Source organism: Streptomyces sp. NBC_00310 (genome assembly GCF_036208085.1).
Classification (GTDB): domain Bacteria; phylum Actinomycetota; class Actinomycetes; order Streptomycetales; family Streptomycetaceae; genus Streptomyces.
Genome location: NZ_CP130714.1, coordinates 4,287,080 through 4,301,440, shown reverse-complemented (window position 1 = coordinate 4,301,440; position 14,361 = coordinate 4,287,080). Strand labels below are relative to the sequence as shown.

15 protein-coding genes and 1 tRNA gene are annotated in these 14,361 nt (G+C 70.9%); 7 read left to right on the top strand and 9 right to left on the bottom strand.

Translation table 11 applies throughout. The features are described from left to right. Positions 1 to 42: 42 nt before the first annotated feature. The 6 genes from OG202_RS18830 (at position 43) to OG202_RS18805 (ending at position 6,126) form a co-directional block, all read left to right on the top strand. The gene (locus OG202_RS18830) at positions 43 to 1,188 is read left to right on the top strand and encodes an SPFH domain-containing protein (RefSeq protein WP_327729547.1); all 1,146 of its coding nucleotides are present in this window, start codon (positions 43 to 45) and stop codon (positions 1,186 to 1,188) included. Between the two features lie 96 nt (positions 1,189 to 1,284). Next, a complete protein-coding gene (locus OG202_RS18825; protein WP_327729548.1) occupies positions 1,285 to 1,902 on the top strand; it encodes a lytic polysaccharide monooxygenase auxiliary activity family 9 protein in 618 nt (205 codons plus the stop codon). Between the two features lie 118 nt (positions 1,903 to 2,020). Then, positions 2,021 to 2,488, top strand: coding sequence for a DUF3592 domain-containing protein (locus tag OG202_RS18820; protein WP_326582537.1), 468 nt, complete (start codon positions 2,021 to 2,023; stop codon positions 2,486 to 2,488). A gap of 40 nt (positions 2,489 to 2,528) precedes the next feature. Further along, positions 2,529 to 4,175 carry a long-chain-fatty-acid--CoA ligase gene (locus OG202_RS18815; protein WP_327729549.1) on the top strand — a complete coding sequence of 549 codons (1,647 nt, stop codon included), beginning with the start codon at positions 2,529 to 2,531 and terminating at the stop codon, positions 4,173 to 4,175. A 71-nt stretch (positions 4,176 to 4,246) separates the two neighbouring features. Further along, positions 4,247 to 5,488, top strand: a complete 1,242-nt coding sequence (locus tag OG202_RS18810; RefSeq protein WP_327729550.1) for a sensor histidine kinase — start codon at positions 4,247 to 4,249, stop codon at positions 5,486 to 5,488. Continuing rightward, the gene (locus tag OG202_RS18805) at positions 5,473 to 6,126 is read left to right on the top strand and encodes a response regulator transcription factor (RefSeq protein WP_328223174.1); all 654 of its coding nucleotides are present in this window, start codon (positions 5,473 to 5,475) and stop codon (positions 6,124 to 6,126) included. Before OG202_RS18810 ends, OG202_RS18805 begins: the two co-directional genes overlap by 16 nt. A 122-nt stretch (positions 6,127 to 6,248) precedes the next feature. Here the strand turns inward: OG202_RS18805 and OG202_RS18800 are convergent. From OG202_RS18800 to ehuB, 6 genes are all read right to left on the bottom strand, one after another. After that, positions 6,249 to 6,322: transfer RNA gene (locus tag OG202_RS18800), tRNA-Lys, on the bottom strand. Positions 6,323 to 6,436: 114 nt separating this feature from the next. Beyond that, positions 6,437 to 7,195, bottom strand: coding sequence for an IclR family transcriptional regulator (locus OG202_RS18795; RefSeq protein WP_326582541.1), 759 nt, complete (start codon positions 7,193 to 7,195; stop codon positions 6,437 to 6,439). A 214-nt stretch (positions 7,196 to 7,409) separates the two neighbouring features. Next, on the bottom strand, positions 7,410 to 8,204 hold the full coding sequence (gene ehuA / locus OG202_RS18790; RefSeq protein WP_326585808.1) for an ectoine/hydroxyectoine ABC transporter ATP-binding protein EhuA: 795 nt from the start codon (positions 8,202 to 8,204) through the stop codon (positions 7,410 to 7,412). 10 nt (positions 8,205 to 8,214) lie between these two features. Further along, the gene (gene ehuD / locus OG202_RS18785) at positions 8,215 to 8,865 is read right to left on the bottom strand and encodes an ectoine/hydroxyectoine ABC transporter permease subunit EhuD (protein ID WP_326582542.1); all 651 of its coding nucleotides are present in this window, start codon (positions 8,863 to 8,865) and stop codon (positions 8,215 to 8,217) included. Then, positions 8,865 to 9,578 carry an ectoine/hydroxyectoine ABC transporter permease subunit EhuC gene (ehuC, locus tag OG202_RS18780; RefSeq protein WP_327729552.1) on the bottom strand — a complete coding sequence of 238 codons (714 nt, stop codon included), beginning with the start codon at positions 9,576 to 9,578 and terminating at the stop codon, positions 8,865 to 8,867. The genes ehuD and ehuC overlap by 1 nt, the downstream gene beginning before the upstream one ends. After that, complete coding sequence (gene ehuB / locus OG202_RS18775) at positions 9,575 to 10,498, bottom strand: ectoine/hydroxyectoine ABC transporter substrate-binding protein EhuB (protein WP_328223173.1); 924 nt, start codon at positions 10,496 to 10,498, stop codon at positions 9,575 to 9,577. Before ehuB ends, ehuC begins: the two co-directional genes overlap by 4 nt. 131 nt (positions 10,499 to 10,629) lie before the next feature. On the opposite strand from ehuB, the gene OG202_RS18770 reads away from it, so the two are divergent. Beyond that, on the top strand, positions 10,630 to 11,124 hold the full coding sequence (locus tag OG202_RS18770) for a DUF3830 family protein (protein WP_328223172.1): 495 nt from the start codon (positions 10,630 to 10,632) through the stop codon (positions 11,122 to 11,124). Between the two features lie 92 nt (positions 11,125 to 11,216). Here the strand turns inward: OG202_RS18770 and OG202_RS18765 are convergent, their stop codons facing one another. Genes OG202_RS18765 through OG202_RS18755 form a run of 3 tightly spaced genes read right to left on the bottom strand, consistent with a single transcriptional unit; the run spans position 11,217 to position 14,028 of the window. Continuing rightward, positions 11,217 to 11,891, bottom strand: coding sequence for a response regulator (locus tag OG202_RS18765; RefSeq protein WP_326582546.1), 675 nt, complete (start codon positions 11,889 to 11,891; stop codon positions 11,217 to 11,219). Then, positions 11,867 to 12,988: a hypothetical protein gene (locus OG202_RS18760; RefSeq protein WP_326582547.1), complete on the bottom strand. Its 1,122-nt coding sequence runs from the start codon at positions 12,986 to 12,988 to the stop codon at positions 11,867 to 11,869. Before OG202_RS18760 ends, OG202_RS18765 begins: the two co-directional genes overlap by 25 nt. After that, positions 12,985 to 14,028, bottom strand: coding sequence for a sensor histidine kinase (locus tag OG202_RS18755; RefSeq protein WP_328223171.1), 1,044 nt, complete (start codon positions 14,026 to 14,028; stop codon positions 12,985 to 12,987). Before OG202_RS18755 ends, OG202_RS18760 begins: the two co-directional genes overlap by 4 nt. Positions 14,029 to 14,361 lie beyond the last annotated feature (333 nt).

The window sequence follows — 14,361 nt, the reverse complement described above, 5'->3', positions numbered from 1 at the left end:
ACGCTTCTTCCTGCGCGGAGGCGCGGAGGCACGGAGGCACGTATGAGTACGACCACCTCACACACACCGGAGCCCGAAGGGGCCGCGCGGCCCGCCCGGCTCATCCAGAACGAGACGACCACCGAGATCCCCGTCCATCTGCTGTTCCGGGACGACCCCGCCCCGGTGGCCGTACCGGTCACCCCCGCCGTCGTGGGCCGTCGGCGCGGCACCGGCGAGCAGCCGCGCGTGCGGCAGGGGCCCGCGTCCGTGAAGCCGCGCCCCGCCGTCGAGGTCGACCCCGAGCTGGTCGAGCGGCCGGCGCGGGTGGTGCCCGGGGTGATGGGAGTGCTGGGAGGGGCGTGCGGGGTGGCCGGATGTGTCCTCACCTCGTGGTGGGCCGGGGTTTTGCCGGGCCTCGCGGTGCGGGCGCTGGGACTGCCGGGCACGTACGCGGGCGCCGGACTCGGACCGGCGCAGTGGGCCGCGTACGCCGGTGCCGGGGCGCTGACCCTGTTCGGGTTCGGCGGGCTGGCGCGGGGGCGGACCGGACGGGCCTGGGTGCTCGGACTGTTCGGGCGGTACCGGGGGACCGTCCGCCGTACCGGCCTGCTCTGGGTGAACCCGCTCGTGCTGCGCCGCCGGGTCGACGTCCGGCTGCGGCACTGGCGGAGCGAGCCGATGGCGGCCGTCGACGCGAACGGGATGGCGCTGCGGGTCGTCGTCCTCGTGGCGTGGCGGGTCAGGGACACCGCGCGGGCGTTGCTCGGGATCGAGGACCACGAGCGGTATCTGCGCGAGTGCGTGGAGGCGGCGATCTCCCGGGTGCTCTCGCGGATGCCGGCCGATGTGCCGCCGGGCGCGCTGGTCAGGGACGCGACGCTGCGGAACACGGAGGCGGTGGGCGAGGCGCTGACCCGGCTGGTCGTGGCGGACACGGCACCGGCCGGGATGGAGGTGTTCTCGGTCCAGCCGACCCGGATCGAGTACGCGCCCGAGGTGGCCGCCGTGATGCAGCGCCGCCGGATCGCGGCGCTCGACGCCCAGCACCGCGACACCGTGCTCACCTCCGTCGTCGACTCGGTCGAGGACACGGTGACCCGGCTGACCCTGCGCGGCCTGGTCGAACTCGACGACTACGAGCGCAAGGCGCTGGTGAAGGACCTGACGGTGGCGTTCTATACAGGGCGGCGCGAAGTGTCGCCGTGAACCCTGGAATTGGTATGGACATGTTCAACAGCCGCTCATAATCTGGGACTTGGTCTAGACCTGGAAACACCCCCACGTACTCCAGGGAGCGGCAGCATGCGCAATCTCACGCGTAGCAGGACCAAGTGGTACGCGGCCGCGGTCGGCTTCGCCACCACCGGAGCGCTCGTGCTCTCCAGTGGCGGCGCCACCGGCCACGGCTACACCGACCTCCCCGTCAGCAGGCAGAAGCTCTGTCAGAACGGCACCGTCACCAACTGCGGCGACATCCAGTGGGAGCCGCAGAGCGTGGAGGGGCCGAAGGGCTTCCCGGGCTCAGGGCCGGCTGACGGCCAACTCTGCTCCGGCGGCAACAGCAGGTTCAACCAGCTCGACGCGTCCGCCCGGCCGGGCGGCGGCGCCTGGCCCACCACCAGGGTGACGGGCGGTCAGAACTACACGTTCCGCTGGCAGTTCACCGCCATGCACGCCACCACCGACTTCAAGTACTACGTCACCAGGGCGGGCTGGAACCAGAACCACGCCCTGGCCCGCTCCGACCTCAACCTGACCCCGTTCTTCACCGTCCCGTACAACGGCCAGCGCCCGCCGTCCACGCTCTCCCACACCGGCCGTCTGCCGTCCGGGCTGAGCGGCCACCATGTGATCCTCGCGGTCTGGACGATCGCCGACACCACCAACGCGTTCTACGCCTGCTCGGACGTCACCTTCTGAGCGTCGCCCCACCGGCCCCGCGAGATCTGAGCATCACTTGAGCTGCGCGGGGCCCCCAGGCGGGTACGTTCCCCACACGCCGCCGACCAGGGCGGCGGCCGAAAACCGGGGGAACACCATGGACGCCTTCTTCTACATCATCCCCGTGGTCATGATGACCTTCATCGCCTTCATGGCGTACCGGGTGCTGAGCCGTTGGCTCCACATCAGGAGCGCCTGGAACAGCGGCCTGACGGCCGAGGGGCGCTGCCTCAAGGCGTTCACGACGGTCAGCAAGGGCATGGGCGACCACGGCAGCGTGCGCACGACGATCCACCACGTGTACGAGTTCACGACCCATGACGGCCGCGCCATCCGCTTCGAGGAGGAGGACGGCCCGATGACGACGGTCGAGGGCGACTTCGTCACCGTCCACTACACCGACGGCCCGAACGTGGTCGCCACGGCCCACGAGCCCGGCCGGGTCAAGCAGGCGGCGGCCGGCTTCGGCCTCCTGGCCTTCCTCGGGGTGGTCTTCGCGTTCTGCGTGTTCTTCATGGTCACCTACCACAACTTCTCCACGGACCCCTCGTTCCCGACGCCGTGACCCTCCTCAACTGACGATCTGTCAGTTACCGTGCGCCCACATGGAGTCCATGAGGCGCACGGTCGCACAGCTCCTCGCCGACCGGTGGGACGACCACCGGCCCGGGCTGTGGTTCGAGGAGCAGGTCCTGACCCACCACGAGGTCGCCGCCGGAGCCGCCGCCCGCGCGGCGCTGCTCGCCGACCTCCTGCCACCGGCCGCCGAACCGCATATCGGCGTCCTCCTCGACAACACCCCGGAATTCCCCCTGTGGTTGAGCGCGGCGGCCCTCGCGGGCGCCGCCGTCGCCGGTATCAACCCCACCAGGCGGGGTCCCGAACTGGCCCGCGACATCCTGCACACCGAATGCCGGGTGCTGATCACGGAACGGGCTCATCTGCCGCTCCTCGATAACCTCGAACTGCCCGGCGTACACGTGCTAGTGACGGACACTCAGGCCTACGCCGACCTCCTCGCGCCGTACGCCGACGCCGTGCCCGACCCGACCCGGGCCACCCCCGCCCACCGCCTCCTCCTCTACTTCACCTCCGGCTCCACCGGCGCCCCCAAGGCCGCGATCTGCTCCCAGGGGCGGCTCGCGGCGGCCGGCCGGGCGCTGGTGGACCGCTTCGGGGTGCGGCCGGACGACGTGCACTACATCTGCATGCCGATGTTCCACGGCAACGCGGTCATCGCCGACTGGGCCCCGGCCCTGGTGTCCGGCGCCGGCATCGCGCTGCGGCGCCGGTTCTCGGCCTCCGGGTTCCTGGACGACGTACGGGCGTACGGGGCCACGTACTTCACCTACGTCGGCCGGGCCGTGCAGTACCTCCTCGCCACCGAGCCCCGCCCCGACGACCGCGACAACCCGCTGCGCATGGGCTTCGGCACGGAGGCGGGGGCGGTGGACGCGGCGGCGTTCGAGGAACGGTTCGGGGTTCGGCTCGTGGAGGGGTACGGGTCGTCCGAGGGCGGGGCGGCGATCCAGCGGACGCCCGGGGCGCCGCCGGGCGCGATCGGGCGGGCGGCACCCGGCGACGACCTCGCGGTGGTCGACCCGCAGACCCGGAAGGAGTGCCCGCCGGCCCTCCTCGCCGACGACGGCCGTCTGCTCAACGGCACCGAGGCGATAGGGGAGTTGGTGAACCGAGGCCCCAACCCCTTCGAGGGGTACTGGCGCAACCCGGAGGCGGACGCCGCCCGTCGCCGCGACGGCTGGTACTGGACCGGCGACCTCTTCTACCGGGACCCCGGCGGCTTCCTCTACTTCGCCGGCCGCACCGACGACCGCCTCCGCGTCGACAGCGAGAACCTCGCCGCCGCCGTCATCGAGAACATCCTCGCCCGCTACGAGGGCGCCGAGGCCGTCGCCGTCTACGCGGTCCCCGACCCGGTCGCCGGGGACCAGGTCATGGCGACGATCGCGGGCGCCTTCGACCCGGACGGCTTCGCCGAATTCCTCGTGTCCCAGCCCGACCTGGGCACGAAGATGACCCCCCGATTCGTACGCGTCGTCCCCTCCATGCCCGTCACCGCCACCAACAAGATCCAGCGCGCCGCCCTCCGCCGCGAGGGCTTCCGCTGCCCGGACCCGGTCTGGTGGCGCCCACCGGGGAAATGGGCCTACCGCAAGTTCTCCGCGGTGGATCAGGCGCGGCTGGTGGCGGAGTACCGGGCGCGGGGGCGGGAGGAACTCCTGACGGGGTAGGGCCGGCCCCACCCCCGGAACACCCCCTGCGCATATGGCCGTTGCCCGCGACCCCGGCCTACCGTGACCCCATGATCCGAACGGTCGTACGGGATGTGCCGCGCACGGTGGCGTACCTGCTGAGCGGTGTGCTGGTCGGCGTGGTCCTGATGGTCGTGCTCCTGGTCCTGGGCACCGTCGGCCTCGTGCTCACCCCCCTCCTCGTAGGCCTGCCGCTGCTCGCCCTGGCCGTTCTCTCCGGCGGACCCGTCGGCGCCCTGGAACGCCGGCGGCTGCTCCTCGCCGCCCCGGGCCCGGCGCTGCCCGACCCGCACGCCACCCCGGCCGAGCCTGGTCTCGCCGCCTGGGCCCGGCTGCGGCTGACCGAGCGGGCGACCTGGCGGGAGTTGGCGTACACGGGGCTCCTCGGGTTCGTGCTGTGGCCGCTGGACGCGGCCGTGCTGTTCGGGGCGTTGGGCATGCCGGGCGCGTTGATCGGGGCGCCCGCGCAGCTGGCGATGACGAGCGCTGCCAGCGGTGACGCGCGGATCGCCAAGCTCTGGCTGATCGACTCCTACGACCAGGCCCTGCTGTGCACGGTCCTCGGTGTCATCGTCCTCCTCGCGCTGCTCACGCCGCTCGTCCTGTACGCGCGCGCCCGTGCCGCCCTGGCCCGGCTGCTGCTCGCGCCGAACGAGGCGGAGGCGGAGCGGCGGCTCGCCGAGGTGACACGGTCGCGGGCCCGGCTGGTGGCGGCCTTCGAGGCGGAGCGGCGGCGGATCGAACGCGATCTGCACGACGGAGCACAGCAACGCCTCGTGGCCCTGAGCATGACCCTGGGCCTGGCCCGGCTCGACGCCCCGCCCGAACTGGCCGACCGGCTCGCCGCCGCCCACCGGGAGGCCGACCGGGTCCTGGGCGAACTGCGGGAGTTGATCCACGGCGTCCATCCCCAGGTCCTCGCCGACTACGGCCTGCCGGACGCCCTCGCCGACGCGGCCGACCGGTCCGCCGTACCCGTGGAACTGGACGTCGACCTCCCGCGGTTCGCCGAGTCCGTGGAGTCCGCCGCGTACTTCGCGGTCCGGGAGGCGCTCGCCAACATCGGCAGGCACAGCGGGGCGGAGCGGGCCTGGGTCGGCGGGCGGTACACGGGCGGGCGGCTGCGGGTGGAGGTGCGGGACGACGGGACGGGCGGCGCCGACCCCGCGCGGGGCACGGGCCTCACCGGACTCGCCGACCGGCTCGCCGTGCTCGATGGGACACTGTCCGTCCACAGCCCGGCCGGCGGCCCGACCGTCCTGTCCCTGGAGATCCCGTGCCCGCAGCGCTGAAGATCGTGCTCGCCGAGGACAGCGTGCTGCTGCGGGAAGGGCTCGTGGGCGTCCTGACCCGGTTCGGGCACGAGGTCGTCGCGGCGGTCGGCGACGCGGAGTCGCTGACCTCGGCCGTGGAGTCCTGCGCCCCCGACCTCGTCGTCACCGACGTACGCATGCCGCCCGGCCTCACCGACGAGGGGCTGCGCGCGGCCCTCGACCTACGCGCCGCGAACCCTTCGCTGCCGGTCCTCGTCCTCAGCCAGTACGTCCAACGGGCCTACGCCGCCGAACTGTTGGACACAGGCGACGGCACCGGCGTCGGCTATCTCCTCAAGGACCGCATCGGCCAGGTCGAACAGTTCGCTCAGGCGGTGGAGCGGGTCGCGGCCGGGGGCACGGTCGTCGACCCCGAGGTCGTACGGCAGCTGCTGCGGCGCCGGCGTGATCCACTGGCGGCGCTCACCCCGCGCGAGCGCGAGGTGCTCGCGCTGGTCGCCGAGGGGAAGTCGAACGGGGCGATCGCCCGCGCGCTGGTCGTCACCGAGGCCGCCGTCGGCAAGCACATCGGCAACATCCTGGGAAAGCTGGACCTGCCACCGGCGCAGGACACGCATCGCCGGGTGCTGGCCGTGCTGGCTTACCTGCGGGGCTGAGGTCCACACGGCGGCGGGGGTGTGGGTGGCGGAGCCCCCACAACGCGCGGCGGAGCCGCGCAAGAACGACGATGGCGAGGCATGTTCGCGTTGTTTGCGAACATGCCTCGCCATCGTCATCGTGCGCCGCCAGGGACTCGAACCCCGGACCCGCTGATTAAGAGTCAGCTGCTCTAACCAACTGAGCTAGCGGCGCAGACTCTGTCGCTCTTCCGCTTTCGCGGCTGGCGACAGAGAAAATACTACCTGGTCCGCGGGGGTGCCTTCGACCGCTTAAACGTGAGCTGGATCTCCGTGGGACGCCCGGTGTCTAGATCGCCAGGGAGAGCAGCACAGGCGCCGCTCCCCGATTCAACGTGTTCGCCGCCGCGCGCAACCGGTGGGCGTGCTCCAGCGGAAGGGACAGTGCGAGGCAGCCGACGGCGGAGCCCGCGGTGAGGGGGACGGCCGCGCAGACCGTGCCCGGCGCGTACTCCTGGAGGTCGAGGACGGGGACCGTGGGTGTCTGGGCGTCGAGTTTGCTCAGCAGCACCTTCTCGTTGGTGATCGTGCGGGCCGTGAGCCGGGCCGGGCGGTGTCGCGAGAGGTGGTCCCGCCGGCCGTTGAGGTCGAGCTGGCCCAGCAGACCCTTGCCGAACGCGGTGGCGTGGGCGGAGGAACGGAAGTCCACCCACTCGTGGACCGCGGGCGTGGCCGGGCTGTCGGCCCAGCCGGTGACCTGGATCTCGCCGTCCAGGTAACGGGTGACGTAGACGGCGGCGCCCACCGAGTCGCGCAGCCGGTCGAGGGTGTGCTGAAGCTGCTCGCGCAGGGCCTGCTCATGACCCTGGGCGGAGCCCAGCCGGGCGAGTGCGACACCGGTGACGTAGGCGCCGTCGGTGGTCTGCTCCACATACCCCTCGCGACGCAGCATCCGCAGGAGCGCGGTCAACCGCTCACTGTCGACGCCGGTGCGACGGGCGATCTCGGCGTCGGTGACGCCACCTGCGTGCCGCGCCACCGTCTCCAGGACGCGCAGTGCGTCCTGGGCCGAGTGGTACGGCGCGGTCGGCTCGTGCTTGAGCGCCACGGTTTCCCCCTGCGCTTCTCGGGCCGTTTTTCGGACAGCTTGCCGTGTCCCACGATACGGCCCAAGCGTCGTAGGCGGAGGGGTTGTTCGCGAGAAAATCCCCGTGCCTCCGGGCCTCCCAACTGCCGGACCAGCACTCTGGCATATGCCAAAGGCATGGCCCGGCGGATGGACCTCGGATGTTCCCACGCGTTCAGCCGTTCACCCGGCGTAGTCAGATGACCGCACCGAGGAACTCGCGCGTGCGTTCGTGCGAAGGATCGCCGAAGATCTTCTCGGGGCTGCCCGACTCGATCACCTGGCCAGAATCGAACATCAGAACTTGGTCCGAGATGTCCCGGGCGAAGTTCATCTCGTGGGTCACGCAGAGCATCGTGATGTCGGTGGTGCGGGCGATGTCCCTGAGCAGGTCGAGCACGCCCGCGACCAGCTCGGGGTCGAGCGCGGACGTCACCTCGTCGAGGAGCAGCACCTGCGGGCGCATCGCCAGCGCCCGGGCGATGGCCACCCGCTGCTGCTGCCCGCCGGAGAGCTGGGACGGGTAGGCGTCGCACTTGTCGGCGAGCCCCACCATGTCGAGCAGCTCGCGGGCGCGCGCCTCGGCCTCGTCCTTGGAGAGCCCGAGGACGGTGACGGGCGCCTCGGTGATGTTCCGCAGCACCTTCATGTTCGGGAAGAGGTTGAACTGCTGGAACACCATCCCGATGTTCTTGCGGACCTCACGGCACTGCTTGTCGCTCGCCGGGAACAGCTGCTGCCCGCCGACGGTGATCTTCCCCTCGTCGGGCTTGGCCAGGGTCATCAGCAGCCGCAGGATCGTCGTCTTGCCGGAGCCGGACGGGCCGATCAGCGTGACGTGCTTGCCGGCGTCGACCGAGAAGTCGAGCCGGTCCAGGACGGTGTTGCTGCCGAATCGTTTGGTCACGTTCTCGAAGCGGATCAGCTCGGCGCTGTCCACGGGACGGTCCACGGGCGCGCCGGAACCGGACTCGGCGTCGGGTTGCTTCATCAGCGGGGTGTCAGCGGACAAGACGTCGCTCCAGGGTTCGCAGAAGGAGGGAGGCCAGATAGGAGATGAGGATGAAGGCCACCCCGATGACGGTCAGGGGCTCGGTGAAACGGAAGGTCTCCTGGGCGTAGAGCCGTGCCTCGCTCAGCATCTCCGGGACCGTGATCACCATCAGGATCGGTGTGTCCTTGAGCATCGAGATCACGTAGTTGCCCAGCGCGGGCACCACCCGGCGGACCGCCTGCGGCAGGATCACCACCGTCCAGGTGCGCCGCACCGGCAGGTTCAACGCGGTGGCCGCCTCCCACTGGCCCACGGGCACCGCCTCGATGCCGGCGCGGTAGACCTGCATCGTGTACGTCGAGTAGTGCAGCCCGATCGCGAAGACGCCCGTGGTCAGCGCCGAGAAGGTCAGCCCCCAGGCCGGCAGCACATAGAAGAGGAAGAACAGCTGGACGAGCAGGGGAGTGTTCCGGACGAACTCCGTGGCGACCCCCACCGGCCAGCTCACCCAGCGGGTCGGCGTCCGCACGAGCAGCGCCCACACCAGTCCGAGTGCGAAGGAGACGACCGAACCCAGGGCCAGCGCCTGCAGGGTGACCAGCAGGCCCTTCCGGAAGTGCGGCAGGAAGTCGACGACCGCGTTCCAGTCCCAGTTCATCACGCACCACCTCCGGCGCTCGCGCCCTCGGCGACCCGCACGGGCGCCACGGTCGCCTTCACCGGGGCCTTGCCGATCCCGGCCTTCAGCCGCCGCTCCAGCAGCCGCATGCCCCGGGTGAGCAGGAAGGCGATCACGAAGTAGATGAGCAGGAGATAGGTGTAGATCTCCACGCTCTCCTGCAGCGCCAGCCGTACCAGGCTGCCGCTGAACGCCAGGTCACCCATGCCGATGATCGACACCAGCGCCGTGCCCTTGAGCAGTTCGACCACCAGGTTGGCGAAGGGCGGGATCATCTCCGGGACCGCCTGCGGCAGCAGGATCAGCCGCATCCGCTGCCACGGGGTGAAGCTCAGCGCGATACCGCCCTCGCGCTGCGCCGGATCCACGGCGGTCAGGGCACCGCGCACGATCTCGGCGCCGTACGCCCCGTACGTCAGCCCGAGGGCGAGGACGCCCGCCCACATCGGGACCAGCTGCCAGCCGAAGGCCAGCGGCAGCACGAAGTACACCCAGAAGATCATGATCAGCGCGGAGGTGCCGCGGAACACCTCGGTGTACAGGCCCGCGACGAAGCGGACGATCCACCGCCGGTGGGTGCGCGCGACCCCCACCACGAAGGAGACGACCGTGGCCAGCAGCGCGCCGAGGACCAGCAGTTGGAGGGTGACCCAGACGCCGCGCAGGACGAGTTCCCAGAGTCCCTGTGTCATGCGCGACAGAGCTCCTTCGTGGTCAGGTCGGTCATCTCGACCTTGGTGAAGCCGAAGGGCCGCAGGACGCGCAGCAGTTCGCCGCTCTCCTTCATCTTCCGCAGCTCGACGTTGAAGGCGTCCCGCAGCCGCGTCTCGGCCGGCCGGAACGCGAAGCCCGCCCCGTCCACCCGCGGCTTGCCGTCGACGAGCGCGGCGAACGGCTTGGTCGCCTCCGTCGTGCGGGACTTCTTGACCACCTCGCGGGTGGTCAGCGACGTCCCCGCGAACACGTCGACCCGCCCCGCCTCCACGGCGTTCAGCCCGGCCACCTGGTCGGGCACGATGACGATGTCGCTCTCCGCGTACCCGGCCTCGACGGCGTGCGCGATCTGCGCGTACCCCGAGCCCGTGGCGAACCGGGCCTTGGCACGGATCACGTCCGCGTAGTCGTTCAGACCCTTCGGGTTGCCTTTCTTCACCACGAACGCGTCCAGCATCTCGTGGTCGGGCTCGGAGAAGATGACCTCCGCACAGCGCTCGGGGTTGATGTACATCCCGGCGGAGACGACGTCGAACTGCTGGGAGTTCAGCCCGGGTATGAGCGAGCCGAACTCGGTGGGAACGGGCTGCACCCGCCCCACGCCCAGCCGTTTGAAGACGACCCTGGCCACTTCGGGCCCCTCGCCGGTCAGTTCGCCGTCCGTGTCGATGTAGCCGAAGGGGATCTCTCCCGCGATACCGAGCCGTACGACGCCCTGCGCCCGCAGCCGGTCCAGCAGCTCACCCCCCTCCGTGCCGGAGGCGGTGGCCACCCGGCTGCACCCGGCGGCGCCCAGCGCGCCCGCCGTGGCGAGCGCGGAGGCGCCGACGAGCAGGGCCCGGCGGCTGGGGTCGCGTGTCTTCCCGGTTCTCCCGGAGGTCTCTGTTGCTGGAGCCATGGCCGCGCGGCTACCCGACCCGATGCGATGTATTCACGCCACTGCCGTGGCCTTCACGCCCCCTGCACACACGCGGCCGGAACCGGCCGGACCCCGGAGGCGCCCTTGACCCCGGCTGCACCATGGAAGACATGACCGACCGCTACCTAGAGATCTCCCTGCTCAAGCGCCAGGTCGTGTGCCGGGCGAAACTCCTCGACGACCGCGCGCCGCTCACCTGCGCCGCCGTCTGGGACGCCCTGCCCCTGGCCGGCGACGTCTACCACGCCAAATACGCCCGCAACGAGATCTACGCCCTCTTCCCGCCCTTCGCCCCCCACGAGCCACCCCTCGAAAACCCCACGGTCACCCCCATCCCCGGCGACCTCTGCTACTTCTCCTTCGCCGGCACGGAACTGGCCACGAACGCGTACGGCTACGACGCCGAGGTCCGCCCCGGTACGACCCTCGTCGACCTGGCCCTTTTCTACGAACGCAACAACCTGCTGCTGAACGGCGACGTGGGGTGGGTGCCGGGGATCGTATGGGGCCAGGTGGTCGAGGGCCTGGACGAGATGGCGGAGGCGTGCAACGACCTCTGGCGGACGGGGGCGTCGGGGGAGACCTTGCGGTTCCGGCGGGCGTGACTTCGTGGGTTGTGCGAGACCCGACTGCTCGGGGGCGGGTGCCCGTTGGGCGACAGGCGCGCTATTCAGAAGGACCTGCTGTTCTTACGTGGTCAACCCACGCCGACCGCCGCTGACCCGTAGCCCGTGATGTCGTCGGGCTTCACCAAGCCGTCCTCGATCGCCCGGGCCAGCATGTCCGCCTTCGTCGGTGCGGACCTGCCGACCTGCGCGTACTTGACTCGCGCCCGACGGATGTAGACGTCGACAGTGTGAACCGATACACCCATGCGCCGGGCGACCGAAGCCTTCGACATGGACTGGAACCACCACAGCAGCGCGGTACGTTCCTGCGAGGACAGCTTGGGCCTGTTCGCGCCGCGATCACCGACGAGGACGCCCGCAGCCGTCGGCGTGACGTACGGCCTGTCGCCCGCCGCCGCCAACACCGTGTTCACCAGGTGCGCCCGCCCCTCGTTCTTCGCGACGAACTCGCATGCGCCGGCCTCCAGCGATTCGAGCACCACCCGCTGCTCGGTGAACTGCGAGAAGGCGATGACCCGTTGACCCGCCGCGGCCAGCGTGGCGATATCGCCGATCACGAGTCTGCCGTGCAGATTCAGATCGAGAATGAGGACATCCGCGACGCCGGGCTCCACATCCGAGGTCTCGCCGGTGTACCCCACCGAGATCCGCGGTTCCTCGGACAGCCAGGTCTGGATGCCTTCGATGACGACAGGGTGATCGTCGATGATGGCGACGGTCAGGGGGCCGGTCGTACGGGCCATCGGGTTTCCCACCACAACTGGTCCTCCTCCTGGTCGTATGTGGAGGATACGGTGAGAGGGCCCGGCGGTTCCACGAGCGTTTCCGGCGGGGCGTCGGCCACCACGCTCACCACAACCTCCTCGGGCGACGTCACCACGGTCACCCGCGCTCGGGTGGCGGCGGCGGCCAGGACCAGCAGGGCCCCGTCCGCCAGTTCTCGGCGGACGGATGCCGGCAGCTCGGGCAGGTCGCCGTAGCTCAGCAGGGCCACGCGTACGCCGCGCCGCTCGGCGACATCGGCACAGGCCCGCAGTTCGTGCAGGAGCGGGTGCGGGGTGTCGTCCGTCTCCACGAACAGCCTCCGCAGGCGTGCCGCCTCCACGGCGGCGCGCTGGCGTACGACGGGGTCCCCCGGGTCCAGTTGACGTTCCGCCAGACCACGCAGCAGCGGTTCCACTCTGATGCGCAGGTACTCGTAGCGGCGCCGGCGCTCGGCGTGCACGGCCTCGTCGGCGGTGGCACGGGCGAGGTGCTCCGCCTGCCCCGCAGCGATCTCGGTGGCTTCCCTCGCACCGTCGTTGAGCTGCCGTACCAGGTACGTGAAGGTCAACTGGATACCGGCGGTGACGTAAACCGCGGCCAGCAGACGGGAGACGGTGACGTGGTCGAGCGCGCCGTCGGCTGCCAGGAAGCCCACCGTGACAGCGGTGTTGGCGCCGAGCAGGGTGATCAGCTCCCACAGCGGACGCTGCATCAGAAGCAGCATGCCGAACCAGCCCACGGTGTTCCACGCCCAGCTCACGTCGCTGATCGCGCCGCCCGGCGGGTACGCGGCGGCGGCGACGATGCCGGCGACCAGCGCCGCCCCCGCAAGCATCCGCGCGGTGTGCCCGCTGAGCGCGGAACGCAGCAGCAGGACGGAACCGGCCGTCTGGATGACCGTGAGGGCCAGCCAGGCGCCCGCGGCGGCGGCCTGCGGCTCGTACTCCGGCCAGCCCCTGAGCACCCGCAGGGTGTCCAGACCCAGGTGCCAGACGCCGACGATCGCCACCAGCCCGATATCGACAACCTTGGCAAAGCGGGTGGCGACCACGCCCTCGACGACGTCGGCGGTCACGGTTCCCACCTCAGCACGACCTGGGTGCCGGCGCCGGGGGACGATGCCGCCCGGGCGCTGCCGCCCACGGCACGCATCCGGCCGTGGACCGATTCCCGCAGGCCGCGCCGGTGGGAGGGAACAGCCGCAGGGTCGAACCCGCGTCCGCTGTCGCAGACTTCGACGGCGACGCCCTCCCCGACGCGCCTGGCCGTGACCCGGGCAGCACGGGTGTTCGCGTGCCGGGCCACGTTGGCCAGGGCCTCGGCGACCCCTAGCGAGACGGCTTCCACGACCTCGTGGGGCAGGTCCAGCGGCGGCACGTCGAACTCGATTTCCAGTGGCGGGAGGCCGACGCGGTGCGTCAGTACGACGGTGCGCAGCGCGACATCCAGCGGTGCGGGAGCCCGCGCCACATCACGTGCCACGCCGGGATGCGCCCGCAGGTCCGCAATGATGGCCAGGTCGGCCGCGGCCCGTTCCGGCAGCGCGGCAGAGTCACGGGTGATGCTGCCGGTGCCCACCATGGTGAGCGTGGCGAGCACGGTGTCGTGCAACAGCCGCTGCTGGTCGAGTTCGTCGGTGCGGGCGGCGGACCGGGCCCGCGCCGACGCGCGCGCCGACGCCTCCTCGGACAGCGCGAGGTCCGCCCTGCGCGCTCCATGTCGCAGCAGGACCACGACAGCGGCGGCGAGCAGCCCCTGGAGCACCAGGACGACGGAGGCGTCTCGTACGCCGGCGCCCATCGCGTGAGCCGCCGCGATGGCGATCGCGGCGCCTATCGCCAGGGGTTGCCGCAGCATGAACTGTGCGATGAAGACGCCGGTGCGGGCGACCATGTCGATCCATCCGGAGCCCGCACTCGCTCCCAGGACCTCGGCTGGGACAAGGCTGCCCTGCGCCAGGCAGAGCACGAGAACGACGGCGACATCACCGGCGTAGAGCCAGGGAGGAGGTTCCGGCCTGAGCGTCAGAACGGTGAACAGACCGCTCCACACAAGCAGTCCGACGACCGCGACGGCCACCCAGACCGAGCGGGCGGGCGGTGCGAAGCCGACCACGGCGACCAGAGTCGCTCCGACGGCACTGACTGATCTCAGGACAGCGGACAGACGTGCGGACCTACGCAGAAGCTGAAGTTGGGCGGGCCCCTGCGTCAGCACGCCTCCTCCACAAAGGAATTCACGCCTCCACCACGAAAAGCAAGGAATCCGACCACATTCTTCACAGTGTTTCCCCCGTATGCCGATGAGGCCCGCCTCCCCACCTGGATCCTTCCCAACTTAGATCAACGCGCGGGCAGCGCACCGGTGTTGTCACGTGTTTGCGTGACATGCCCTTCTGCGGCCCGCCCCGTAATCTTCGATCCGGGCCGCCCGAAGGGGGAATTCGGG

Bases quoted from the DNA above. Each gene is read 5' to 3' on its own strand.
- OG202_RS18830 (WP_327729547.1), top strand. From the start codon at position 43: ATGAGTACGACCACCTCACACACACCGGAGCCCGAAGGGGCCGCGCGG.
- OG202_RS18825 (WP_327729548.1), top strand. From the start codon at position 1,285: ATGCGCAATCTCACGCGTAGCAGGACCAAGTGGTACGCGGCCGCGGTC.
- OG202_RS18820 (WP_326582537.1), top strand. From the start codon at position 2,021: ATGGACGCCTTCTTCTACATCATCCCCGTGGTCATGATGACCTTCATC.
- OG202_RS18815 (WP_327729549.1), top strand. From the start codon at position 2,529: ATGGAGTCCATGAGGCGCACGGTCGCACAGCTCCTCGCCGACCGGTGG.
- OG202_RS18810 (WP_327729550.1), top strand. From the start codon at position 4,247: ATGATCCGAACGGTCGTACGGGATGTGCCGCGCACGGTGGCGTACCTG.
- ehuA (WP_326585808.1), bottom strand. From the start codon at position 8,204: ATGAAGCAACCCGACGCCGAGTCCGGTTCCGGCGCGCCCGTGGACCGT.
- ehuD (WP_326582542.1), bottom strand. From the start codon at position 8,865: ATGAACTGGGACTGGAACGCGGTCGTCGACTTCCTGCCGCACTTCCGG.
- ehuC (WP_327729552.1), bottom strand. From the start codon at position 9,578: ATGACACAGGGACTCTGGGAACTCGTCCTGCGCGGCGTCTGGGTCACC.
- ehuB (WP_328223173.1), bottom strand. From the start codon at position 10,498: ATGGCTCCAGCAACAGAGACCTCCGGGAGAACCGGGAAGACACGCGAC.
- OG202_RS18770 (WP_328223172.1), top strand. From the start codon at position 10,630: ATGACCGACCGCTACCTAGAGATCTCCCTGCTCAAGCGCCAGGTCGTG.
- OG202_RS18765 (WP_326582546.1), bottom strand. From the start codon at position 11,891: ATGGCCCGTACGACCGGCCCCCTGACCGTCGCCATCATCGACGATCAC.